This window comes from Acinetobacter sp. YH12049 (assembly GCF_013419875.1).
GTDB classification, from domain to species: Bacteria; Pseudomonadota; Gammaproteobacteria; order Pseudomonadales; family Moraxellaceae; genus Acinetobacter; species Acinetobacter amyesii.
On sequence record NZ_VOZH01000038.1, the window covers coordinates 1 to 23,957 of the forward strand.

Sequence of the window (23,957 nt, forward strand, 5' to 3'; positions counted from 1 at the left end):
GGACAAGCATCGTCATTTTATTATGGTCAGCCTCAAGGTGAAGTGTGTCTAATCAACAGGGTTTTCGGTCTCTAAGCACTTTTAAAAAGGAACTTCATCGACTCAAATCTCTATTTGCAACAGTGCCTTTTTTTGACCTTTGCTTCAACTTTCATACAGTCGGTATGCATCATATCCTGGTTTTGAGATGCTTCCATTTGCATGGATTTCATCTGTTCAGATGGCATTAAACACCGCTTATGTACAGACGAAGCAGCAGCAGCCGATCCTACTAAAAGGATAGCAAACGATAAAAACAGCGATAGGCATGTTTTTAACCACTGCATAGAGATAAGACCAAAATTTAAGCTTTTTTAGTTTTACAGATTCGAAAGGAAATGACAACAATTTCATGAATAGTAGCCGAAGCTACCATTCATGATTCCAAGTCATATTATTTTAAAAAACTAATTCGATACCTGCACCATATTTCCATCCCTTTTCAGACTCTGTTGCCTCTTGCATAGAAGTGGCTTTCTGTCCTTTTTCATATTGGTAAGCAACATCAATGAAAGGTTTAATTCGCTTAGTAATCTCATATCGGGTTTTGATACCAGTTTTAAGTTCTGATAAACCTGATTTTGCAGCATAGTTAGAATCATCGCTAAATATTACATCTGCTTCGATATAAGGTTGAGTAATAAGTTTCTGAGTTAAAAGCAAATCACGTTCTAATTCAAAACTTGCTCCCCAAAAATTATTCTCACCGCCATAAAGATATGCTTGTGTTTCAAAGAAATAAGGAGCTAATCCTAATACACCAATAACACCATCAACTCGATCACTGTTGCTGCTATTTTTATCTTCGCTATATCTTACACCAGCTTGTATATCCCAAAATGGGGCTACGTTACGGCTATAAAGTGCTGATACAGCATATTTTGGATCATTACTTTCTGACTTTTCCGAATTGGCTTCAATAAATAGACGATTTTCATCTGTTCCAATCAAAGTTTCAAGCTTTGTTCCTAGGTTGCCCTTACCGTCTTCATCAACCATCCATGCATTTTCAAGTCTTGTTACTTGATAAATTTGTCCGCCATGTTCTTTAAGATGATCATCGTGAGATCCGTCTGATGTCTTTCTTGCAGTCAAAATAATATTATCTCCCCCATTTGCATTTTCCATTGAATAATATTCTGGATACAATTCTTGGGGGCTATATCTTAAGCCGCCAGACTCCTGTAATAAGACTCTCATACCATTTGTAATATTACTTTCTTGTTCCGAAGTGCTGCTATTAGCAAAAGTTAAGTTTGATATACTTATTAATGCAATTGATAAGACTGTTTTTGAGAAGAAATTCTTAGTGATTTGCATGTGGATTTACTCCCTTCTCATTTACTTGGGACTGAGGAACAGTCTTTGTAGAATTACCATCTTCCACTTGAGCTACAATGAGTTTATTCATCATTCCTGCACTCATATGGTAAAGCAGGTGACAATGAATAGCCCACTCACCTAACTCATCAGCTGTGAGTAGAGTGGTTATCGTTTTCCCAGGTGGAACAATTACCGTATGTTTGTTTGGCATATTGCTTGGATCCTGACCATTCTCAAGCTGCATAAACATGCCATGTAAGTGCATTGGGTGAGCCATCATACTGTCATTGACAAATTTTAAGCGAATACGTTCACCATACTTCACCACTAGTGGGTCGGCTTCATTAAATTTTTTACCATTTATTGTCCAAATATAACGCTCCATGTTTCCACCAAGACGGATCTCTATTTCACGTTCAGCTGCACGAGTGTCTTTTTGAGGATCTAACGATTGCAAATCACTATATTGCAATGCTTTATTACCTTCAGGTGTTGAAGCATTTGCCCATCCAAATACGGTATTATCATTCTTGTCTGAAGCCGCCTTAACAGTAGCGCTATTCATCGGCATATCATGATCCATACCTTTCATAGAAGACATATCATGATCCATACCTTTCATAGAAGACATATCGTGATTCATGCCTTTCATAGAAGACATATCGTGATTCATGCCTTTCATAGAAGACATATCATGATTCATATCTTTCATAGAAGACATATCATGATCCATACCTTTCATAGAAGACATATCGTGATTCATGCCTTTCATAGAAGACATATCATGATCCATACCTTTCATAGAAGACATATCGTGATCCATATCTTTCATAGATGACATATCATGATTCATTCCCATATCTTCCATAGTCAATAAAGAACGAGGACGAGGCTTAGGCATCTCAATTTGTTTGACTGCTGGGCTGCTTTCTTCATGTAATGTTCCCACTGAAAAACCGGTACGATCAATAGATTCAGCTTCAATTTGGTAATGTGCTTGTTTTGGTTCCACAATGACATCATAGGTTTCAGCAGTACCAATACGGAACTCATCTACAGGAACCGGCTTTACAGGTTGACCATCAGCACTGACTACAGTCATTTTTAGGTTTGGAATGCGTACATCAAAGAATGACATAGCGGAAGCATTAATAAAACGAAGGCGAACTTTTTCACCAGCTTTGAAGTTACCGGTCCAGTTTTGCTGAGGTGTTTTGCCATTCATTAAAAATGTATAACCAGTCACATCGGACATATCTGTTTTCAGCATTCGCATCTGATTCCACATAGAACGGTCTTGCCAAGTCGCTTTTAGCCCATCACGTTTAACTTGTTTTAATACATCGAATACTGTTTCGCGGCGGTTCTGATAGTAATCTGCTTCTTTTTTAATATTTTTCATAATTTGATCACTTGTCGAATTATGAAAATCAGAAAGCAAAACAACGTAATCTTTATCGGTTTTTTCAGCAGCTGTTAGTGGAGTTTTATCTTTAGGATAAATAACAAAAGCACCATATAAACCGTCTTGTTCTTGTCCTTTACTATGTGAATGATACCAATAAGTACCATTTTGGCGGACTTTAAACTTATATTCATAAGTTTTATTAGGGGCAATGCCATTAAATTTGTTAAATCCAGGTACACCATCCATAATTCCAGGTAATAATAAGCCATGCCAATGGATTGAAGAGTCCTGATTTTTTAACTTATTGTGAACACGGATAACGGCCTCATCACCTTCTTCAAATTCAAGAAGTGGTGCAACGAATTTACCATTTACAGTAATTCTCTCAACTGGTTTTCCTGTGATATTTACAGTTTGTTCAGCGATTGTTAAATCATATTCTTTAACTGCCGCCATTACCCAAGTTGATGAAAATAAACCAACTCCAATTAAGAGTATATGACTTAACTTTTTTGACATTCTATCTCACCTTTAGATTTTTTGACATTCTATCTCACCTTTAGAAAGGTCAAGGTTGAAGTAATAAAGCAAATATTTAGTATAAACTTTAATACTTCTTTCTCGCTATTTATAAAATTATTTATTGCTACTAGGCATATTCATCTTTGAATGATCCATTTTAGAATGGTCCATATTCATCATAGAATGATCCATTTTTGACATGTCAGATGAGTTAGGAGACTGATGTTGACTATGATCTTGCTGAGTCTTGTCATCTTTTTCCATTTTACAAGGTTTTGTACAAGGTTCCTGTGCTTTTACCGTTTTAGTGGCACTTGAGGTTGATACATCTTTTGCCCAAGATTGAGTACCAGCAATTAAAGTTCCAGCACACATTAAAATTGTTAGACTACGACGCACTACAGTTTTCATAAGTTTCTCTAAAAGTTAATTTCTTGCTACTACACTAAAGTGAAGCACTGAACATCTAAGTGACTTGAAAATGACATTTTTGTAATCTATCTCGATCAGATGTTTTATAACGTTATTATAGTTTTAATGAATAACTTAGGATTCTGAGATGAGAATACTATTAGTTGAAGATGAACAAAAAACTGGTGATTATCTCAAGCAAGGTTTATCCGAAGCTGGCTATATTACGGACTGGGTTACAGATGGGTTAACGGGTAAACATCAAGCTCTTTCTGAAGAGTATGACTTAATTATTTTAGACGTGATGTTACCTGGACTAAATGGTTGGAATATTATCAATGATATTCGTAGCAGCGGTAAAACAATGCCCATTCTTTTTCTTACCGCCCGAGATCAAATCGAAGATCGAGTAAAAGGATTAGAGCTAGGCGCTGATGATTATTTAGTTAAGCCTTTTGCTTTTGCAGAGCTTCTAGCTCGAATAAAAACGCTCCTTAGACGAGGGCAACAAAGAGAAGATAATAATATTATTAAGATTGCTGATTTAGAACTTGATTTGAGAAAACGTCGGGTAACACGAGCAGGTCAACGCATTGATCTGACGGCTAAAGAATTTGCGCTTATGGAGCTTTTTATGCGTAGAAGAGGTGAAATTCTACCAAGAGCACTTATTGCATCTCAAATTTGGGATATGAACTTTGATAGTGATACAAATGTAGTTGAAGTCGCTATTAAACGATTAAGAAATAAAGTAGATAGTAATTTTACCCCTAAGTTAATTCAGAATATTCGAGGAATGGGGTATGTATTAGAGGTAGAAGATGAATAATAAATTATTCAAATCTATCAGTTTTCGTATTGGTATTATTTTCTCATTATCGACTATATGCATTCTCATTATGATGGGGTTTTTCATCCATAAATTAGTGATGCATCATTTTGAAACGCAAGATCGTACCCAATTAGAAGGTAAAATCCAGCTTATTCAGAATCTTCTCCAACAGCATCCTAAAAATTCTCCAGAACTTGATCTATATTTGAAAGATGCTTTAGTTGGACACCATGATCTTATGGTCCAAATAGAACGACCGGCAGGTCAGATTTTATTTAGTTCAGCATCTTCAATCATTAATACTCAACAGTTAATCAAGTCAGCAAATAACCCTTGGATTAAATGGAAAATTAAGAATAAGACCTATCGTGGCATGATCTACAACACGGATATAAACAAAAATACTGAAATACAATCTGTACGCATTATTGTGGGGATAGATACATCTGAACATCTACATTTTTTAAATGATTTTAAGCGTCAACTTTTTTACATTGGTTTAGCCGGTACGATTTGTTTAATGTTTTTAGGTTGGTTTGCAACCTGGAGAGGTTTAAGACCCGTGCAAAAAATGGCTAAGGTCGCAGAAGGCATTTCTGCCCAACATCTTTCAGAACGTTTAGAAGTTGAGCACACACCAACAGAACTAAAATCATTAGCAATTGCCTTCAATGATATGCTCGACAGACTAGAATCAGCTTTAGAAAGGCTTTCCGATTTTTCATCTGATTTAGCGCATGAAATTAGAACACCGATTAATAACTTAATGACTCAAACTCAAGTATGTCTTGCCCGTAAACGAGATACCAGTACCTATCAAGAAGTACTATTTTCTAATTTAGAAGAATTAGAACGTTTGGCTCGAATGGTATCCGATATGCTTTTCTTGGCAAAAGCAGAACATGGCCTAAAATTACAGAACTTACAGAATATTGACCTGGTTAAAGAAGTTACAGCCTTATTTGATTTCTATGATGCGCTAGCTGCCGAAAAAAATATGACGCTTCAACAAACAGGATCTGGAAATGTCAAAGGTGATCCTGCTATGTTACGTCGAGCACTCAGCAATCTATTATCTAATGCAGTTAAATATGGAAATAAGAATTCTACAATACGCATAAAACTTCAACAGAATTTAGATAACACAATATTTTCAATTGAAAATGAAGGCCCTGAAATCTCTCCTGAACAACTATCCAGGTTATTTGATCGATTTTATCGAACAGATGCATCTAGACAAAGAACAGAAGAAGGAACCGGCTTAGGGCTCGCGATAACAAAATCTATTCTTGATATGCTTGGGGCGACCATCCAGGCTGAATCCCTCAATGGTCGAATCATTTTTACCATTGTTTTTCAAAGTGAATCCATGCAAGGGGAATCATTTTAACTCATTTTTTGAACATCTTCCATTTACCCGAGTTGACCTTACATAAAGCTCAAACTGAGAGCCAGAGCTACGCCAGCACCTATCATGGCAATTGTGTAGCCAAATATGATAGCTCGGCCAAACTGTGCCCCCCCTGTCATCCATGCAATTGTCGCTTTGCTTAACATGTTGCTCAGTGTGGCCAGCCCTAGCGCGACAGCAGCCACATTTGTTGTTAAGCCTTCAGTACTATGCAGGCGGGCAAGTGAGACTAAAATAGCATCTACGTCTGCTAGCCCAGAAATAGTCGATAATACGAAGATGCCGCTGGTGCCCAACCATTGTTTTGCTGCCGGGACCAAGACTGCCATGACAGCCAGGAAAGCAGCGAAGCTGAATGCTGTCCCAAGATCAAAAGGAGCCATTGCTTCTATTGTTCGATCGTTGTTTTCAGCGCTGGTAATTTGGCGTTGTCTCCACAATGCCATACCCAGCAGAAGGATTCCCGCAATCATCATTGCACCACCAAAAGTGCTTAGCAATGCTGGCTCAATGACGCCTATCAGCACAACCATACGAAAAAACATGATGCCACAGGCAGCCAATGTTCCAGAAATAGCAGCACTGACCATGACGGGGTGCTGGCGTGTATAGCGTGCCAGTGCGACAGTTGCAGCTGTAGAAGATGCCAAACCACCCAATAGACCTGTCCAGAATATGCCTCTTTCTGAACCGGTAAGCCGCATGGCAAAATGACCTGCCAGAGAGAGTCCGGCAATCAGGATCACTGCCCACCATAACTGGTAAGGATTTAATGCAGCAAAAGGTCCCAGACCCGTATTGGGTAAGTAGGGTAATATAACGACAGAAAGTACCAGCAACTGCAGGGATGCGGTTAATTCACGATGCTCTATCAAGCGTAGCCAACCGTGTAAGGTTGGCTTGAGATCCAAAAATACAGCGACGATTACAGCCGCGGTTAATGCTAAAGTAACATTACCATGGGATGCATATGCACCTAAAACTAATGTCAACAGCATCGCGATCGTCGTGGTAGCGCTTAGATTACCGGAAAGTTTTGCGGTACGCGCGTAGGACACTGTTAATAATAAGGAAAGCCCTAATACGGCCGCGACCAGCGGCCAAGGCCCGAAGTTTGGTTGTAAATGACCGAGCACTCCTCCGAGCAATCCTGTCAATGTGAAGGTACGTAGGCCTGCTACTCGGCTGCCCTCGGGCAATTCACGATCGTGCCATCCTCGTTCTAAACCAATGAGCAGGCCGATGGCAAGTGCTGCAATAAGACCTGGTACATCTGGTGGAAGAAAAGAACTCTCTATCATAACTTTTTATTTCGCAGGCGAAGGGCATTCGTGATGACTGAAGCTGAACTAAAACTCATCGCCAAGGCCGCAATCATGGGTGACAATAACCAACCGGTAAATGGATAGAGTACGCCAGCTGCGATTGGGATACCCAAGGCATTGTAAAGGAAAGCAAACATGAGGTTCTGTTTCATGTTGCCAACAGTAGCTTCCGAAAGGGAACGGGCAACCGCGATACCGCGTAAATCCCCCTTGACCAGCGTAACTTGAGCACTATTCATTGCGACATCAGTTCCGGTCCCCATAGCGATACCGACATCAGCCTTGGCTAGTGCTGGTGCATCATTGATTCCATCGCCGGCCATTGCCACGATGCGACCTTCCTTCTGCAATTTGCTGACCAGTTCTAGTTTATCTGCGGGTTTAACTTCACCATGTACCTCATCAATACCCAGACGTGCTGCGACTGAACGGGCAGTGGTGAGACCATCTCCTGTTGCCATCACGATACGTAGTCCAGCTTCCTTCAGGGTGGCAAGTGCTTCAGGGGTACTTTTTTTGATGGGATCGGATACTGCAAGCAGGCCGGCCAATTCACCATTGATGGCTAGATGCATCACACTTGCACCTTCTGAACGCAGCTCTTCGGCTTGCGGAATCAGAGATTGTACCGAGATACCTAATTGCTCCATCAGTGCTGTGTTGCCCAAAGCTAACTGACGATCGCCCACTTGACCTCGAACACCAATCCCTGAGCCTGATTCAAAATTATCTGGTGTTTCAAGAGACAGGCCACGTTCGTGTGCTGCATTTACAATCGCTTCGGCTAGCGGGTGTTCACTGCCTTGATCAAGACTGGCGGCTAAACGTAATACTTCAGATTCATCGAAACCTGATGCGGCAACCACACGATCGAATACAGGGCGTCCTTCGGTCAACGTACCTGTTTTATCGATGATTAGTGTGTCAATCTTGCGCAGATTCTCAATGGCTGCTGCATCGCGGAACAACACACCATGAGTAGCACCTTGACCCGTTGCAACCATGATAGACATTGGAGTTGCCAAGCCTAGTGCACAAGGACAGGCAATAATGAGTACTGCCACAGCATTGATTAATGCATAAACCCAGCTCGACTCTTCTGGGCCGAACAATCCCCATCCAAAGAAGGTAAGCAAGGCAATGGTCACTACAGCCATGACGAACCAACCTGCTACCTGATCAGCCATACGTTGCATTGGTGCTCTCGAGCGTTGAGCTTGTGCCACCATCTGTACGATCTGGGACAACATGGTACTTGAACCAATTTTCTCTGAACGCATGATCAATGAACCATTGGTATTCAGGGTAGCGCCAATGACTTTATCGCCGACACGTTTAGTGATTGGTAAAGGTTCGCCTGTCAGCATTGATTCATCTACTGAACTACTTCCTTCAGTGACTACACCATCCACAGGAACTTTTTCACCTGGGCGGATGCGAAGTAAATCTCCTACATGGACATGAGTCAGAGGAACGTCTTCCTCAGTTCCATCGGACAGAATTCGGCGAGCTGTTTTAGGAGCAAGTCCGAGTAGTGACTTAATTGCAGCAGAAGTTTGCGAACGTGCTTTTAATTCTAGTATTTGTCCCAGTAGGGTCAACGAAATAATGACCGCTGAAGCTTCAAAGTAAACAGCGACACGGCCCATGGAAATAAATGAGTCTGGAAAGATTTGTGGCGCTACAGTTGCAACCACACTGTAAATAAAAGCAGCCCCTGTACCTAGACCGATCAGGGTCCACATGTTCGGGCTGCGATTCACGACCGATTGCCAACCACGGGAAAAAAATGGCCAACCTGCCCACAGTACAATCGGGAGTGACAACACTAATTCAATCCAGCTCTGAACTGCCATGTCGAACAGGTTCAGTTGATGGCCAAACATTGCCAAAAAAGTCACGACTATGGTGAGTGGCAGTGTCCACCAGAAGCGTCGACGGAAATCACGTAACTCAGGATTCTCATCTTCCTCTAACTCGGGAATGAGTGGCTCCAGTGTCATTCCGCATTTAGGACAGTTTCCAGGATGATCCTGTCTAATTTCTGGATGCATTGGGCAAGTATAGATGGTCGTGCCTGTTGTGCTTGCATCATTAACGGATTGAGTAGTCTGATGATGCTGTGTATGTGCATCGGCAGTCGTCGTTGCGGGTTTAGCGATATATTGCACCGGGCTGCTATGAAACTTTGATTGACATTTATCACTGCAAAAAAAGTAAGTTTTCCCCTTAAATTCCTCATGGTATTTCGATTCTTCAGTGACGGTCATACCACAGACTGGGTCTTTCAGTACGTCTGTTGTAGCCTGTGCCATATGGTCCTGGTTATGATTTTTTTGATCTGACATAAATAATTCTCTTATGGAAAAGTGGTTTTATGGCCGAATTTTGGAATAAATCTCGGAGTCTGTTGAGCATAGCTGTCATAGACAGCGCCAAACTGTTTACTCATTTCAGCCTCTTCCTTAATTGCCAAGCGGCTGTACATTAAGAGTAAGATTGGAAACATAATCAGTGTCAGTAAAGTTGGCCATTGCAATAAAAACCCCAGCAAGATCAAGATAAAAGCCACGTATTGGGGGTGACGTATGCGCGCATAGGGTCCGGTTACTGCCAATTGGTGATGACGTTGTGCGTGGTACAACACGTTCCATGCTGATGACAGTAAATAGAAACCATAGCCCAAAAAAATATAACTCGCGATGTGCAGAATGCCAAAATGTGGATCACCCTTTTCACCCAGTAGCGTTGACCATAAGTGACCTGAGTTATGCGACAGCAAATCAAGTTCAGGAAAGCGAGTTTGTAGCCAGCCTGACAACAGGTAAATGGTTAAAGGGAAACCATACATCTCGACAAACAATGCAATGATGAAAGCAGAGAAAGCGCTAAAAGTACGCCAGTCTCGTGCTGTGGCGGGTTTAAAAAAACTGAAGGCAAACATAATGAAAATTGCCGAATTTATGATGACGAGCCACCACAGACCATAGGCCGATTCCGCATGATTCATGAGGGGTCTCCTGGTTCGCGTGATTTTTTATTATCTGATGTGTCTGGATTTTTCTGTTGATGATGGTGATGTCCATGACCACCATGCATAAAAATATGCATGAGTGGGCATGCTAAAAGGAGTAAAAAGGGTAAAACACCAACGACATGGGCCAAATGCTCGGTTAAGAGAAAATAGGCTGCCACACCACCAATCACGAATAGGCCGATGGCATAACGTGTAGACCAAAAGTTAGGTACTGAATTATGTTCTTGAGGTTGATGGTTCATGGTGCTTCCCTCTCTAATTCATGGGTAATTATTTAGTTGTGGAGGGAGGCATACAGTCCATCATCATCTGCATCATGGATTGCATCATGTCCATACGTTTTTCCATCATCTGCTGACGGTCAGCCATATTTGCATTCATGCTTTGGCCGCTCATCTGTTTCATCATGCTCATACCTCCTTGCATGAGTTTCATGTGCTCAGCCATAAGTTTTTGACGTTCTTGAGGGTTTTTTGCAGCCATCATCTTTGCATGCATGGCTTGCATTGCTTTCATGTGCTGGTCCATTGCAGCCATTTTATCTGTAGCAGTGGTGCTGGTAACTGTTTGCTTAATTGTTACTGCAGATGGTGCTGTTTTTTCAGGATGGTGATCTTTGTGTTCATCGGATTGCTGTGCAAATGTATTCAATGACGCGGCTGCGATACATAAGCCCAAAAAAATGTTTTTGAATTTCATCATAATTTTTTCCTTTAAATAATTTGGAAGTAAAAGCTATGTTTTAGTACTGAACAGAGTCTAGGAATTTGACTACTAAACTGATGAAATTTTTGGTTATTCTCTGTCTCTCTTAAAAATTTTAGCACTATTAATTAATTATTTTTAAAAATGACAAAAATGTAATTTTGAGATCTTCTCGAAATATATAGTCTATGCTGAGATGACAAAAATTTTATTTAATATTAATCTTTTAAAACTATTAAAGTTGTTATGATTTTATGTGCTTAAAAAAAATAAAAATGAAATGATTAGATGACTCCAAGGCTAGTTAGAGACACATTCTTAATGTAATTTACACTGTTATTCCTTTAAAGAAAAAATACAGTTGATCAAAATAGTTTTTTATAGAAAAAAGGGTGGATAATTTAATTATTAAACTTATTGGTATATTTATTAGATAGAAGGTAAAGAAGATTATTTTTAATATTAGGGTTTATAATCCAAATTTCAGAGTAAGGAATCTACTACTTATATAATAGAGACTCCATCTCCAAAACAGTACTACTGTATGAATGAGTTGTATTCAATGCAGGGAAGAATGTAGATCCTTAATACTAACGGAAAATTATTTTACTGAATTTTCATGTAAAGACTCATTTAATTGATCAATCACTGTCGTCCATTCACCATCAGAGTGTAGTTTTTCTTCTAAAAAATGACGTTGAGCATCAGTCCAAAAAATTGCTTGTGTTAAAAAAACATCTCCAGCTAGCTGATGGCTCTCTATGAATTTTGCAATTGCTTCTTCAGTAGAAGCTAAACCAAGCTGTTCAAATAATTTGGTCATTCTTGGACGTGTTTGAGTCATGTGCTTAGCCCACAAATTTATATTAGATCAAATTAAACATAACATGTTTATATTTAAACTAAAATATAAAAAATTAAATAGCTACTATTTTCTTAGACAAAATGATTACTACATTTCATAAATCAACCACCTACATAATTTGTTTGTTAAATGATCATTATTTTTCAATAAGATTATTTTAATAGTTAAAGATTTTAAATTTTAAAAATGACAAAAATGTAATTTTGAAGTCATCGCTATGTTTCTGTCTCTCACTAATAATTGAAATATAAGAGGAGATGATGTGGTCTCATTAAATATAGATTTTATAAAGTCATCTCTAATGAACTAACGAATCAAGAGGAAACGTAAATGAAATTATTTCAAAATAAAATGACTGCTCTACGTAATGTTGTAGTAGCTGCAACGATGATTGTGGCTACTACAACTACGTTCGCTCATGTGAGTTTAGTGAGTGCGATTCCTGCGGAAAATGCATCTATCCTTAGTCAACCAAAGAACTTGACCCTTAACTTTGGTGCAGAGGTTATGTTGATGAATATTAAGTTACTGGATGCTCAGCGAAGAGATGTTCCTTTAAAATATAAAGTTACTCATGACTTAAAGAAATCCTTTGATGTCGCTCTTCCGAAACTGAAAAAAGGTAAATATACCGTTGTCTGGACAACAATGGGGAAAGATGGTCACAACATGAATGGTGAATATAGTTTCACTATCAAATCAACTAAATAAGAATTGATTACCTTTCAACATGTCAGTGAGGTGCTGGCATGTTGTTCTAGAATGGACAAAAATAATGATTTCTGAATATTGGATGTGGGCCACTTGGTTAACTAAGGTTATTTTATATTTAAGTGTAGCTTTTGTCGTTGGTGGAGCCTTTTGCTATTTTTTACTTAGACAATATCTTGAACTAAAAGAATCGATTCTTAAATATATTACAATTGGCGCTGGATTAGGCCTAATTTCCAGTACCTTGGGATTTTTTATTCTGATTGGTAGTTTTGCCAATACTGGTATTACAGGGATGGTGGACCCCACGTATATTAATATATTGGTTAATACTCCGACGGGGTATATATACGTTCTTCGTTCTATTAGTTTTGCTCTTTTACTTCTTCTCATGGTGGTTAAACTTAACAGGAACAAAGGTCATTTTTCTATAATTGAAAGTTCAATATTTTGTATTTTACTTATCCCGATTATTTTTAGTTTTTCCCAGCTCGGACATGTCGCTAATTTAACCTTACTTGCTCAAATTTTATTATCAATCCATATTCTAGTTATGTCGTTATGGATGGGGTCTTTATATCCGTTATGGAAAACCAGCCGGGAAATAAGTGGTTTACCTTTAAAAGATCGCATGCATGTATTTGGACGTATTGCTGCTTTCATTGTTGGGATATTAATCGCCTGTGGCGCTAGTGTAGCTCTTCTTTTAATTAAAGATTTTAATACCTTAATCAATACTGCATATGGCTATGGTTTCATGGTTAAAATTTTTTTTGTTATAGGTATTCTACTTTTAGCTGCCTTCAACAAATGGTATTTCACCCCGCATCTTCAACATCCTAAATTTGCTAAACACCTTAGTCATGCCATTTTATTTGAGATGTTATTAGGTCTATCAATTCTATTAACAACAGGCTATATAACCACTGTCGTGGGTATTGAATAAGAGAATTTCAAAATAAGGTTATTGAGGAAATTTAACATTAGTACTTTTATCTTTTGTAGCTGAGCAATAAAGTTTCTACTGGACTGCCAGCTTACGACAATCAGAACAGTAAAATCGCATCATAAGGCATTTATATATTAAAGGTAGTCACCGGTTTTTAGCTTCAATCCATAAGAGTCTCATCTATTCAGTTCACTACTATTGATTGAAATAACTATCTTATAAATTTCAAAGTGATCGTAGATGACAAAAATGTCATTTTTAAGTCACGTTAATGTTGGTTAAGTACTTTTACTGTAGTCATTAGAACGCTATGCTTTAGAATACTCTGATGAAAACTATGGATGTAAACAGACCAAGTTACAGCAAGTAACTGATTCAGAGAAAGGCTGGTTGTATGGTGAAAGTTTAGAGTTACTGTTCTAATGGTTTAAACAAATATTTTGTTAAAAAGGAGCAACATATGAAATTTCACATCGCTAATATGACTTGTGGTGGTTGTGCACGAGGCATTACTACTGCAATTAAAGAGCTCGACTCGAATGCATCACTCGATATTGATTTACAAAACCGTATCGTTGAAATCAACACAACGGTTAGTCAGGATAAAGTCATTGCCACTCTCGGTGATCGTGGATTTACAGCTGAGCCTGCTTAATCTCTGTTAGAGTAAAGTGGTAATCCCTTATCACTTTACTTACTCTTGTTTTTCTCATCGTACAGATAAAATCTGTACTTGCTTGCAATAAAAGTGCTGCCTGAATTCCCAATTATCTTGGTTCGAGCTGATCTTCGCATATAGAACTCAGCATATCTAAATGATAGAGATCGTATATGAGTACCAAAATGACTGATACGCCACACTACAGTGAAACATTAGAGATTGAGGGGATGACATGTGCTTCTTGTGTAGGCCGTGTGGAAAAAGCTTTAAAATCTGTTGAGGGTGTTGAATCGGCTCATGTAAATCTGGCTACCGAAAAAGCAGTCATTTATACGCATCAACCACTTGATCGCGCTACTTTAATTAAAGCCGTAGAAAAAGCAGGCTACGAAGTGGAAGTATTGCAACCGATAGAGCTTACGATAGAGGGTATGTCATGTGCTTCTTGTGTAGGTCGAGTAGAAAAGGCTTTAAAATCTGTTGAAGGAGTTGAGTCGGCTCATGTAAATCTGGCTACTGAAAAAGCGACTATTCAGGCAAGCTCATCTGTCACTCGTGACTCGTTAATTCAGGCTGTCACCAAAGCAGGGTTTGAAGCAAAGTCAGTTCATCAAACTACGGAAAGCTTTCAAGATAAAAAGAATATTGAATTAGAAAAACTTAAAAAAGATTTAATTTTGTCAGTCTTATTGACTCTACCCGTTTTTATTTTAGAAATGGGATCACACCTGATTCCCGCCTTTCATACGTTTATGATGGATAACATTGGCCAACAAAATAGCTGGTTAATGCAATTTTTCTTGACCACAGTAGCATTAATTTTTCCAGGCCGACGCTTCTTCAAAAAGGGCATCCCAAGTTTATTCCGCTTAGCACCAGACATGAATTCCTTGGTGGCTGTAGGAACATTGGCTGCTTATCTTTATTCAGTGGTTGCTACTTTCTTTCCAAGTGTCCTGCCACAAGGCACGGTCAATGTTTATTATGAAGCTGCAGCGGTTATTATCACTTTAATTCTATTAGGTAGATTTTTTGAAGCCAAGGCAAAAGGCCGAACGTCTTTAGCAATTCAACATCTAGTTGGAATGCAGCCTAAAGTTGCCAGAATACAGCTCAATAATCAGGTGATAGAAGTTCCGATTGCCGAAGTTCAAACAGGAACGATTGTAGAGATTAGACCAGGTGAGCGTATCCCTGTCGATGGTGAAGTTATTCACGGCCAAAGTTTTATTGATGAATCCATGATTACTGGCGAGCCTATGCCCGTTGAAAAAACGATAGGCTCTACTGTGGTAGGAGGAACAATTAACCAAAGTGGCAGCTTAAATATCAAAGCCACCTCTGTTGGTAGTTCATCAGTGCTTTCTCAAATCATCCGAATGGTTGAACAGGCACAGGGTTCCAAGCTGCCTATTCAGGCATTGGTTGATAAAATTACCATGTGGTTTGTACCTGTAGTAATGGGTCTCTCTCTTTTAACTTTTCTTACGTGGTTTATCCTCGGCCCTGAACCAGCCCTAACTTTTAGTTTAGTGAACGCGGTTGCTGTACTCATTATTGCATGTCCTTGTGCGATGGGACTTGCAACGCCTACATCAATCATGGTGGGAACTGGGCGGGGTGCTGAAATGGGGGTTTTATTTCGTAAAGGTGAAGCTTTACAGCTGCTCAAAGAAACTAAAGTGGTTGCAGTTGATAAAACAGGGACTCTGACTGAAGGGAAACCAATTTTAACCGATCTGCATGTCTTAGAAGGTTTTGAATACAATACCGTACTTTCACTGATGGCAGCCGTTGAATCAAAGTCTGAGCACCCTATTGCTCGAGCAATTGTACAAGCCGCTATAGATAAGGAATTAATCCTGTCTCCTGTTGCTGATTTTAAATCAGTGACCGGCTACGGAATAGAAGCGAAGGTTTCTGAGCATTTGGTTCATATTGGTGCAGATCGATATATGGAAAAACTAGGTTTGAATCCTACTGTTTTTTCTCAATTTTCGGATCGTTTGGGAGAAGAAGGAAAAACCCCTCTCTATGTTGCGATTGACCAGAAACTTGCTGCCATTATTGCTGTAGCAGATCCAATTAAAGAATCAACATTTGCTGCAATTGAAGCGTTACATCAGTTAGGTTTAAAGGTTGCCATGATTACAGGTGATAACCGTCATACAGCTCAAGCGATTGCAAAAAAACTAGGTATTGATGAGGTTATTGCAGAAGTCTTACCAGAAGGTAAAATAGAGGCCGTTAAAAAATTAAAAAATCAATATGGTAAACTCGCATATGTTGGAGATGGCATTAATGATGCCCCTGCACTTGCAGAAGCAGATATTGGTTTAGCAATAGGTACAGGTACAGACGTAGCTATTGAAGCTGCTGATGTGGTTTTGATGTCTGGCAACCTGAAAGGAGTGCCAAATGCTATCGCTTTAAGCAAAGCGACTATAACCAATATTCGTGAAAATTTATTTTGGGCATTTGTTTACAATGCAGCTCTGATTCCTATTGCAGCAGGTGTACTTTATCCGCAATTTGGACTGCTACTTTCTCCTGTATTTGCTGCTGGTGCAATGGCTCTCTCGTCAATATTTGTACTAGGAAATGCTTTACGATTAAAACGTTTTAAAGCCCCCCTTGCAATTATTTAACCATTTTTTATATACATTTAAAGTTTTGTTGGCTTTACTTTATATATTTGGAAATAGTCTAAGCCATGTTAGCTTTTATTAAATATCATACAGTTGATATTCTAATTATTTGAGAGGGATTAAGATGAAAAGAATTTTATTAATATGCTTTATAGGCATGTCATTTACCTATGCGAATGCTCATTCTGGGGGAACGAACTCACAGGGTTGTCATACCAACAGTAAAACTGGTGATTACCACTGTCATTAATAGGTGCGCACACAGTTTTTTATTTAAAAGACTGTGCTTTAAAGTTATAAGTAGCGTTTAACTAAAGCTAAAAATTCATTTAGTTCTTTTTCCTTTATTTTCTCAGTATCACCGAGTACATGTTCTCTAAGATGAAGTTCTATTAACTCATTCATTAAGCCATTTATCGCACCTTTAATTGCTGCAACTTGCTGTAATACCTCAATACAAGAATTTTCAGAATTTAAAATATTCTGTTCAAGGGCATTAGTTTGACCTTGAATTCGTCTAATCCGATTTAAAATTTTTTTGTTCTGATTTAAGTGAGATATACTATTCAACCTCAAGAACATATACTATGGGGGAGTATTAATTGTGGTGCAATAAAATGTAATATCTAAATAATGTTAAAAGTGACCATTCGCATCAATTTGACGAAGGAAATCCTTTAGCACAAAAGAAAATTTTAATCGCAACCATCCTCACTGGTGTAATGATGGTGTTTGAAATTTTTGGAGGATGGTTCTTTAATTCCATGGCTTTATTGGCTGATGGATGGCATATGAGTTCTCATATGTTGGCATTGGGCTTAGCTTATTTTGCCTATAAAATGGCTCGAAAATATGCTCGTGATCAGAGATTCTGTTTCGGTACATGGAAGATAGAAATCTTAGCTGGATATTCGAGTGCCATTTTATTGATGGTTGTTGCTGTATTCATGGGTGTTCAATCGATAGAACGTTTATTCAATCCTGTGAATATTCACTACAACGAGGCAATTTCAATTGCGATTGTTGGCTTGATCGTTAATTTTATTTGTGCCTGGTTACTACGTGAAAATGGTCACCACCACGATCATCATCACTCTCATGATGACCATGACTTAAACCAGAAAGCCGCTTTTCTTCATGTAGTAGCAGATGCAGTAACTTCTGTATTAGCGATTATTGCACTTTTCGCAGGGAAGTATTTTGGATGGGATTTTTTAGATGCAATTCTAGGGATCGTAGGTGCAGTGCTTGTAGCACAATGGTCTTGGGGATTGATTAGAGAAACAGGTAAAACATTGCTTGATGCAGAGATGGAACATCCTGTAGTAAAGGAGATTCAGGAAGTTGTAGAGGAATTAGATAACCAAATTACGATTACTGATCTGCATGTCTGGAAAGTAGGTAGAAGTAAATTTTCATGTATTTTATCCCTAAATACAGTTAATGACTCCTTAACAGCAGAGGTAGTTCGTAAAGCTTTGTCAATTCATGAAGAGATTGTTCATATTTCTGTTGAAATTAACAAGAATTTCCATGTTGTTTAAATTAATATTTATTCCTTTTAAACTTTATCAGTCTATTTATGTAAATCTTAGATTAGAATTTGTTTGTTGTAGAGCGTCGGGGCGCCTCGGCAATTCTGCGTGTTGAAATAGAAAGGAAAATTCATTACTTTAAAGCGCAAAGCGTGTTGCAGATGCAGCTCTTATTCCGAGGAATTTTACACTGGTATCGCCCGCCGATAGAAACACCAGATCCGGCAGTCAGGACGTAAATAACCATTCCTCCAGTTTAAATAAAAAAACCTGCAGATTCGATGCAGGTTTTTTTTAGAGATAATCAATCGCGTCTTATTTGGCTTTACGCTCTTTCTCGATCAGGTAATTCACCACCTGAATGACTTTGGCATCATTACCCTGCACAATATATTTACCATTCACGGTCACTGCCGGAACACCACTTAACTGATACTGAGCAGCCAGATTTTTGGCTTGGGCAATTTTCGAAGTGATCGGGAAAGATTTATAAGTGCTGTTAAATTTCGCTTCAGGAATACCATAGCGGGTATAGAACTTGGCCAATTGCGCCTGTTCTAAAATTGGACGTTGCTTATCATGAATATCATGGAATAATTGTAAATGTGCTTTTTGACGCACACCCAATGCTTCAGACACATAATAAGCACGCGCTGCCTGCTCCCAGAGTGGATTCATTGCAGCCGGCGTACGTACAAAACGTACATCTTTTGGTAATTTTTTCAACCAGCCCTGCATATGTGGTTCAAGCGCGAAACAGTGACCACAGCCGTACCAGAAGAATTCACGTACCTCAATTCTGCCCGGTTTTTCGACTTTGACTGGTTTTGCAACCACCTGATAGTCCTGACCTGCCACAAAATTGGCCATAGCATTGCCTGAAAAGGCCAAAACAGATGCGGCAACAGCTCCTAAAAGGAATTTTTTCATTCGGATTATCGTCCTCTAAATCATTATGCTTAGTGTATGGGTTCACTATAAATCAATTATGCCGGTTCCGTTTTCATGCTGCGAACTTTTGTGCTATCAGAACCGATACATTAAAGTATGCGACTGATTTTAAGTCAGTTAATATGGCCATTCGACCGCTATGTGTTTTTAGATAATCACAAAAGTTAAACTTTGAGTAATAAAAACGGTTATAATTTCTACGATTAAAACGTAGTGGTCAAACCTACAGTAAATATTAGCTTCTTACTATTCTCTTCAGTAACAGCCGCGTGGCTATGATAATTGCTGGAATTTACAACATAGAACTGAGCAAAAAATGATTTATGAAAGGTTTATTAAATTAAATAAATTATTTATATAGTTAAAATTCACCTGATAAATCACTTTTTAATTTAAATTACTATGTTAATTATTTGTTAATTATTTCTAAATTTTTCTCTAAGAAACGGAGTCCCCCATCAGCAAAACTACTGGTTGAAAAAACTATAGTAAAAATAACTAAAATAATCTTCATGTACATATTATTGAATCTGATCATATCTTGGACCAAAAAAATCTTTACTTATAATAATGAGTAAATATATACATCCGAATGACGACAAAATTACAAACTTGTAATTTTGTTAAGGTTTGTTCTCAAAAAAATAAATTAATACTATTTTAAAAAAGATAAATCGTTGCTGAAAAAGCTAGATTGCAATCGAGTTAATTAATTATAAATCAAAAACTTATATTGTATAAAATTAGTAACTCTTTGCTTTCTGCACTTATTATTTAATCAACGTTTCACGATTTTCATAAGCTAAACTAAATATAGTCGCCAATTTCAATTGAGTTATTTCCCGGCTTTTAAATACCGATATACCGCTTGGCGACTAATTCCAAATGCCTGGCCTAATGCCATTTTTGAAGGGTACTTCCCTTCCTTCCAGTCTTGTCGCAAAGCTTCAGCCTGATCAGGTTTCAATTTATGTACCCGGCCTTTGTACTTCCCTTGAGAAGAGGCAAGTTTAATTCCTTCCTTTTGCCGCTCTAAAATGATCTCACGTTCAAACTGTGCAAAAGCACCCATCAGTTGCAGCATCAAATTATCCATCGGGGTGGATTGGGCCGTAAAAGTAATATTTTCTTTTACAAACTGGATGGCAATCCCTCGTTTGACCAGTTTATCCACTTCAGTCACCAAATCTTTTAAGCTTCGCGCAAAACGATCCATGGAATGTACTATCACCCGGTCTCCTTCCCGGACATAATTCAACAGGCACTGTTGCAAATAGGCTGACATGATAAGCTAAATATCTTATTTATTTCGAGATACAGCAGATGAATCCCTTCCACGGTCGGCACTTTCAAGGTGAAATCATTCTTTGGGCTGTTCGTTGGTATTGTAAATATGGCATCAGCTATCGTGAACTTCAAGAAATGCTCGCTGAACGAGGCATAAATGTGGATCACAGTACAATTTATCGTTGGGTTCAGCGTTATGCTCCAGAAATGGAAAAACGGTTACGCTGGTATTGGCGTAACCCTACAGATTTACATTCATGGCATATGGATGAGACTTATATCAAAGTGAAGGGGCGATGGACTTACCTGTATCGTGCAGTTGATCAACGTGGTCATACGATTGACTTTTACCTTTCCGCTAGACGGAACAGTAAATCAGCCTATTGTTTTTTAGGAAAGATCTTCAATACGGTGAAAAAATGGCAAATTCCACGGGTCATCAATACAGATAAAGCAGCGACCTATGGCCATGCTTTATCACGGTTAAAGCGAGAAGGAAAATGTCCAGTAGATATTGAGCACAGGCAGATTAAGTATAAAAATAATGTCATTGAATGTGATCATGGTAAGTTAAAGCGAATCATCAGGGCCACATTAGGATTCAAATCTATGAAGACTGCTTATGCCACAATTAAAGGTATTGAAGTCATGCGTGCACTACGTAAAGGACAAGCATCGTCATTTTATTATGGTCAGCCTCAGGGTGAAGTGTGTCTAATCAACAGGGTTTTCGGTCTCTAAGCACTTTTTAAAGGGAACATCATCGACTCAAATCTCTATTTGCAACAGTGCCCTCGTAAGTTGGGCGATAATATTGAAAGTGTATTGAACAAGACTTTAACTATTCATGCCCAATCTTATATGCAACAGTTTGACGTGGCTAAACATACGGCTTATGAAGCCCTAAAGCGTGGAGTCAATGGTTTATTTGAAGCGGAATTTAATTACACCCAGTTTGTTGAGGGTAGTCAAAAAATTGAGTTTGTCCGCAGTCGCTTTGTGCAAAAGATTAGTTACGTTAATGATTTAGGATTGGTAAGATTAGTATTCGCCAATGACGTTGTACCATTAATTGTAGGATTGGAAAAAAAATTTACCAAATACGAGATAGAGCAAATTAAAGGCTTACAGAGCCGATATGCTATTCGCCTGTATGAGTTTTTGATTAAATGGCGGTCTGTGGGCAAAACCAATGAAATCTCGTTAGATGAGTTAAGAAATCATTTTGGGTTATTGAGTGATGAATATGTGCGTATGCACCATTTCAAAGCAAGAGTTTTAGATTTGGCTATTAGTCAAATTAACGAACACACGGATATTATTGCTGAATATGAGCAACACAAGCAAGGTCGCACTATTACAGGATTTACCTTTAAATTTAAACAAAGAACCAAGCCCAAAACGGTAAAAGCTGAAAAGACAGAGCGTGATCCACATACAGTAGATATGTTTATAACCATGACCGATAATCAACGCTTTGCCTTCGCTAAAAAAATATCTCAATTACATGAGGCATCGTATTTGGCACAAGGGCAAGCAGGTCGAAGTTACGATGTGTTTGCTGAACAAATTGCTGAAGCATTATTAGATAGTGAAAAGCAGAAAGTATATTTACCCTTCTTATCGAAATTAGGGTTTAAATTTTAAGATTTTTATTCGCTGTTTACAGGTTGTGGTAGAAGTAGTCCTTGATATCAAAAACAAAAATTATTTTAAGGGAATAAAGGCTTCTGACTATCACCAAATGATAAGTTATCTGAGTTCTATTCAGTGAAAAACTGCTATATTAGGGGTCAGCACAGAAAACGGAAATTATAGGGCGGTAAGTACATTTATTTACTTCTATGTAGTTGTTATTTAAGAACTTCGTTAAAAATCTTTCAATTAAATTGCATGTTGCCAATCTCTAGCAGACAGGCAAAGCATAAAAATATAAATCTTTGATTTTAATAAATTAATTAGTCGACAAAATTCCTTGTCGTACTATTTTCTCCAAATTCTGGGGTAACCCCTATCAAATCAAAAACTCGATGATATGCGTCATTTAGTTGATCAAATACCTTCTTACGGCAGTCAATCTATACCTAAAATAAACGATCCTAGTTGGGAGGGGTTATTAGATGATCGGAGAATATCTTGGAATATGAACGACATCACCATAATAGAAAGGCTAGTACTTATTTATTATACTTTTAGTATGAAGGTTCTTAGTGTTTTCAATCAAGAATTTGCAGAGAGAGGAGTTTCTTTTTCATACTCTGATTAGTATGCCTATGGCAAACCAATTTCACTGCTTCGGTACCCTAGTGAGGACTAGAACCTTAGGCTGTAGGCTAATGATATTGGTATATTGAGTTATTTAGGTAGTCGCGGTGTACTTCATGGTGTATAGAAAGTTAGTTTTTCGAGCTAATAAAGCCATTTTGACAAAATTTAAGAAGTATTTTAGAAAACTAGATAGTTACACAGAATTTAGGGTAGTCTCAAAATGAAAGTTATAACTAATGGTTCTTTAACATCTTCTAATTCCTTTGGTGAAAAATAAGATTCCATTTTATGCTTAACTCTCAACTTTTTTTCGCTAAATCATTTATTTTACGAAGGTTAGACTTTCAATATTAAACTTACAATTCTTGTAATACAGCCATTCCAATAGGCTTAAGAAGTTGAGAGTGGCATTTCTTGCATAGAATTATTTTGTATTAAATAAAATAACTAAAGGTTTGGCTCGTGAAGATAGAGATGGATCCGGAAATTTGAACAACTCCTATAAGTGATACTCTGCTCCTCAAATGATGTTATAAACATCAATATATGGAGTATTTTATGGCACGTAGACCAAGAAGAAATCATTCAAACGACTTTAAGGCTAAGGTAGCACTTGCTGCGATCAAAGCAGAAAAAACACTTGCTGAATTGAGTTCTGAGTTTGATGTTCATCAAAACCAAATTATTGACTGGAAAAATCAATTGATCTCAGCTTCCTCACAAGCTTTCGATCAATCAAAAGCTCCATCAGAACCTCCCATTGATCTTAAAAAGTTACATGCAAAAATCGGTGAGCAGGCATTAGAAATTGATTTTTTAGAAGGTGTGTTGAAGAAACTGGGCCGCTTCAACCACAAAAGTTAATCGATCACTCACTTCAGATTTCAGTATCTAAACAAGCTAAGTTACTGAAAGTCTCTCGTGGTTGTTATTATTATCGCCCAAAACCTGTTAGCTCATCAGATCTGAAGCTGATGCGATGTATTGATGAATTACATATGCAATATCCTTTTGCAGGCAGTCGTATGATGCGTGATTTGTTGAATCGTCAAGGGCATCATATAGGACG

The 23,957-nt window shown here is 38.2% G+C and carries 20 protein-coding genes and 7 pseudogenes; 13 read left to right on the forward strand and 14 right to left on the reverse strand.

Annotated features, from left to right (window positions below):
• A pseudogene (locus tag FTU05_RS14250) lies at positions 1–75 on the forward strand (IS6 family transposase); the annotation flags it as partial.
• 53 nt (positions 76–128) lie between these two features.
• On the opposite strand, the pseudogene FTU05_RS14255 reads toward FTU05_RS14250, so the two are convergent.
• The 4 genes and pseudogenes from FTU05_RS14255 to FTU05_RS14270 form a co-directional block, all read right to left on the reverse strand.
• A pseudogene (locus FTU05_RS14255) lies at positions 129–393 on the reverse strand (hypothetical protein); the annotation flags it as partial.
• Between the two features lie 45 nt (positions 394–438).
• Positions 439–1,359, reverse strand: a complete 921-nt coding sequence (locus FTU05_RS14260) for a copper resistance protein B (RefSeq protein WP_004733213.1) — start codon at positions 1,357–1,359, stop codon at positions 439–441.
• Complete coding sequence (locus FTU05_RS14265) at positions 1,346–3,289, reverse strand: multicopper oxidase domain-containing protein (RefSeq protein WP_180012157.1); 1,944 nt, start codon at positions 3,287–3,289, stop codon at positions 1,346–1,348. Before FTU05_RS14265 ends, FTU05_RS14260 begins: the two co-directional genes overlap by 14 nt.
• Before the next feature lie 117 nt (positions 3,290–3,406).
• Positions 3,407–3,703, reverse strand: coding sequence for a hypothetical protein (locus FTU05_RS14270; RefSeq protein WP_004281865.1), 297 nt, complete (start codon positions 3,701–3,703; stop codon positions 3,407–3,409).
• A gap of 148 nt (positions 3,704–3,851) precedes the next feature.
• On the opposite strand from FTU05_RS14270, the gene FTU05_RS14275 reads away from it, so the two are divergent.
• Both FTU05_RS14275 and FTU05_RS14280 read left to right on the forward strand, forming a co-directional pair.
• Positions 3,852–4,532 carry a heavy metal response regulator transcription factor gene (locus FTU05_RS14275; RefSeq protein WP_004679347.1) on the forward strand — a complete coding sequence of 227 codons (681 nt, stop codon included), beginning with the start codon at positions 3,852–3,854 and terminating at the stop codon, positions 4,530–4,532.
• Entirely contained in the window at positions 4,525–5,925 is a 1,401-nt protein-coding gene (locus FTU05_RS14280) for a heavy metal sensor histidine kinase (protein WP_005105857.1), read from the forward strand. The genes FTU05_RS14275 and FTU05_RS14280 overlap by 8 nt, the downstream gene beginning before the upstream one ends.
• Positions 5,926–5,963: 38 nt before the next feature.
• Here the strand turns inward: FTU05_RS14280 and FTU05_RS14285 are convergent, their stop codons facing one another.
• From FTU05_RS14285 to FTU05_RS14310, 6 genes are all read right to left on the reverse strand, one after another.
• Positions 5,964–7,247 (reverse strand): MgtC/SapB family protein, encoded by a 1,284-nt coding sequence (locus FTU05_RS14285; RefSeq protein WP_004663995.1) that lies wholly within the window; start codon positions 7,245–7,247, stop codon positions 5,964–5,966.
• Positions 7,244–9,619: a heavy metal translocating P-type ATPase gene (locus FTU05_RS14290; protein WP_063454658.1), complete on the reverse strand. Its 2,376-nt coding sequence runs from the start codon at positions 9,617–9,619 to the stop codon at positions 7,244–7,246. Before FTU05_RS14290 ends, FTU05_RS14285 begins: the two co-directional genes overlap by 4 nt.
• A gap of 11 nt (positions 9,620–9,630) precedes the next feature.
• Complete coding sequence (locus FTU05_RS14295) at positions 9,631–10,281, reverse strand: isoprenylcysteine carboxylmethyltransferase family protein (protein ID WP_004681447.1); 651 nt, start codon at positions 10,279–10,281, stop codon at positions 9,631–9,633.
• Positions 10,278–10,550: a DUF2933 domain-containing protein gene (locus tag FTU05_RS14300; protein ID WP_004755892.1), complete on the reverse strand. Its 273-nt coding sequence runs from the start codon at positions 10,548–10,550 to the stop codon at positions 10,278–10,280. The genes FTU05_RS14295 and FTU05_RS14300 overlap by 4 nt, the downstream gene beginning before the upstream one ends.
• A gap of 28 nt (positions 10,551–10,578) precedes the next feature.
• Positions 10,579–11,010: a hypothetical protein gene (locus FTU05_RS14305; protein ID WP_004681444.1), complete on the reverse strand. Its 432-nt coding sequence runs from the start codon at positions 11,008–11,010 to the stop codon at positions 10,579–10,581.
• Positions 11,011–11,614: 604 nt separating this feature from the next.
• On the reverse strand, positions 11,615–11,857 hold the full coding sequence (locus FTU05_RS14310) for a DUF2789 family protein (protein WP_004281876.1): 243 nt from the start codon (positions 11,855–11,857) through the stop codon (positions 11,615–11,617).
• 351 nt (positions 11,858–12,208) lie between these two features.
• On the opposite strand from FTU05_RS14310, the gene FTU05_RS14315 reads away from it, so the two are divergent.
• From FTU05_RS14315 to FTU05_RS14335, 5 genes are all read left to right on the forward strand, one after another.
• Positions 12,209–12,589, forward strand: a complete 381-nt coding sequence (locus FTU05_RS14315) for a copper resistance protein CopC (RefSeq protein WP_004681441.1) — start codon at positions 12,209–12,211, stop codon at positions 12,587–12,589.
• Between the two features lie 64 nt (positions 12,590–12,653).
• On the forward strand, positions 12,654–13,535 hold the full coding sequence (locus tag FTU05_RS14320; RefSeq protein ID WP_180165810.1) for a CopD family protein: 882 nt from the start codon (positions 12,654–12,656) through the stop codon (positions 13,533–13,535).
• 463 nt (positions 13,536–13,998) lie between these two features.
• Complete coding sequence (locus tag FTU05_RS14325; protein ID WP_004679365.1) at positions 13,999–14,193, forward strand: heavy-metal-associated domain-containing protein; 195 nt, start codon at positions 13,999–14,001, stop codon at positions 14,191–14,193.
• Positions 14,194–14,369: 176 nt separating this feature from the next.
• Positions 14,370–16,847, forward strand: a complete 2,478-nt coding sequence (locus FTU05_RS14330; protein WP_159153670.1) for a heavy metal translocating P-type ATPase — start codon at positions 14,370–14,372, stop codon at positions 16,845–16,847.
• 157 nt (positions 16,848–17,004) lie between these two features.
• A complete protein-coding gene (locus FTU05_RS14335) occupies positions 17,005–17,097 on the forward strand; it encodes a YHYH domain-containing protein (protein ID WP_151809984.1) in 93 nt (30 codons plus the stop codon).
• Positions 17,098–17,141: 44 nt separating this feature from the next.
• Here the strand turns inward: FTU05_RS14335 and FTU05_RS14340 are convergent, their stop codons facing one another.
• Entirely contained in the window at positions 17,142–17,408 is a 267-nt protein-coding gene (locus tag FTU05_RS14340; protein ID WP_005006352.1) for a metal/formaldehyde-sensitive transcriptional repressor, read from the reverse strand.
• Between the two features lie 80 nt (positions 17,409–17,488).
• Here FTU05_RS14340 and dmeF point away from each other — a divergent pair.
• Positions 17,489–18,391 (forward strand): annotated as a pseudogene (gene dmeF, locus FTU05_RS14345) (CDF family Co(II)/Ni(II) efflux transporter DmeF); the annotation flags it as partial.
• A gap of 128 nt (positions 18,392–18,519) precedes the next feature.
• A pseudogene (locus FTU05_RS18115) lies at positions 18,520–18,621 on the forward strand (TetR family transcriptional regulator); the annotation flags it as partial.
• A 76-nt stretch (positions 18,622–18,697) separates the two neighbouring features.
• Here the strand turns inward: FTU05_RS18115 and FTU05_RS14350 are convergent.
• From FTU05_RS14350 to FTU05_RS14355, 3 genes and pseudogenes are all read right to left on the reverse strand, one after another.
• Positions 18,698–19,312, reverse strand: a complete 615-nt coding sequence (locus FTU05_RS14350) for a thiol:disulfide interchange protein DsbA/DsbL (RefSeq protein ID WP_004281236.1) — start codon at positions 19,310–19,312, stop codon at positions 18,698–18,700.
• A gap of 177 nt (positions 19,313–19,489) precedes the next feature.
• Positions 19,490–19,611: pseudogene (locus FTU05_RS18120) on the reverse strand (cation transporter); the annotation flags it as partial.
• 557 nt (positions 19,612–20,168) lie between these two features.
• Positions 20,169–20,600 (reverse strand): annotated as a pseudogene (locus tag FTU05_RS14355) (recombinase family protein); the annotation flags it as partial.
• A 56-nt stretch (positions 20,601–20,656) separates the two neighbouring features.
• Here FTU05_RS14355 and FTU05_RS14360 point away from each other — a divergent pair.
• The 3 genes and pseudogenes from FTU05_RS14360 to FTU05_RS14370 form a co-directional block, all read left to right on the forward strand.
• Complete coding sequence (locus tag FTU05_RS14360; RefSeq protein ID WP_043963410.1) at positions 20,657–21,361, forward strand: IS6-like element IS1008 family transposase; 705 nt, start codon at positions 20,657–20,659, stop codon at positions 21,359–21,361.
• A gap of 60 nt (positions 21,362–21,421) precedes the next feature.
• A complete protein-coding gene (repM, locus tag FTU05_RS14365) occupies positions 21,422–22,267 on the forward strand; it encodes a replication initiation protein RepM (protein ID WP_180049802.1) in 846 nt (281 codons plus the stop codon).
• Positions 22,268–23,434: 1,167 nt separating this feature from the next.
• Positions 23,435–23,957 (forward strand): annotated as a pseudogene (locus tag FTU05_RS14370) (IS3 family transposase); the annotation flags it as partial.

Coding starts and splice junctions, on each gene's coding strand:
- FTU05_RS14260 (WP_004733213.1), bottom strand. CDS start 1,359: ATGCAAATCACTAAGAATTTCTTCTCAAAAACAGTCTTATCAATTGCA.
- FTU05_RS14265 (WP_180012157.1), bottom strand. CDS start 3,289: ATGTCAAAAAAGTTAAGTCATATACTCTTAATTGGAGTTGGTTTATTT.
- FTU05_RS14270 (WP_004281865.1), bottom strand. CDS start 3,703: ATGAAAACTGTAGTGCGTCGTAGTCTAACAATTTTAATGTGTGCTGGA.
- FTU05_RS14275 (WP_004679347.1), top strand. CDS start 3,852: ATGAGAATACTATTAGTTGAAGATGAACAAAAAACTGGTGATTATCTC.
- FTU05_RS14280 (WP_005105857.1), top strand. CDS start 4,525: ATGAATAATAAATTATTCAAATCTATCAGTTTTCGTATTGGTATTATT.
- FTU05_RS14285 (WP_004663995.1), bottom strand. CDS start 7,247: ATGATAGAGAGTTCTTTTCTTCCACCAGATGTACCAGGTCTTATTGCA.
- FTU05_RS14290 (WP_063454658.1), bottom strand. CDS start 9,619: ATGTCAGATCAAAAAAATCATAACCAGGACCATATGGCACAGGCTACA.
- FTU05_RS14295 (WP_004681447.1), bottom strand. CDS start 10,281: ATGAATCATGCGGAATCGGCCTATGGTCTGTGGTGGCTCGTCATCATA.
- FTU05_RS14300 (WP_004755892.1), bottom strand. CDS start 10,550: ATGAACCATCAACCTCAAGAACATAATTCAGTACCTAACTTTTGGTCT.
- FTU05_RS14305 (WP_004681444.1), bottom strand. CDS start 11,010: ATGATGAAATTCAAAAACATTTTTTTGGGCTTATGTATCGCAGCCGCG.
- FTU05_RS14310 (WP_004281876.1), bottom strand. CDS start 11,857: ATGACTCAAACACGTCCAAGAATGACCAAATTATTTGAACAGCTTGGT.
- FTU05_RS14315 (WP_004681441.1), top strand. CDS start 12,209: ATGAAATTATTTCAAAATAAAATGACTGCTCTACGTAATGTTGTAGTA.
- FTU05_RS14320 (WP_180165810.1), top strand. CDS start 12,654: ATGATTTCTGAATATTGGATGTGGGCCACTTGGTTAACTAAGGTTATT.
- FTU05_RS14325 (WP_004679365.1), top strand. CDS start 13,999: ATGAAATTTCACATCGCTAATATGACTTGTGGTGGTTGTGCACGAGGC.
- FTU05_RS14330 (WP_159153670.1), top strand. CDS start 14,370: ATGAGTACCAAAATGACTGATACGCCACACTACAGTGAAACATTAGAG.
- FTU05_RS14335 (WP_151809984.1), top strand. CDS start 17,005: ATGTCATTTACCTATGCGAATGCTCATTCTGGGGGAACGAACTCACAG.
- FTU05_RS14350 (WP_004281236.1), bottom strand. CDS start 19,312: ATGAAAAAATTCCTTTTAGGAGCTGTTGCCGCATCTGTTTTGGCCTTT.
- FTU05_RS14360 (WP_043963410.1), top strand. CDS start 20,657: ATGAATCCCTTCCACGGTCGGCACTTTCAAGGTGAAATCATTCTTTGG.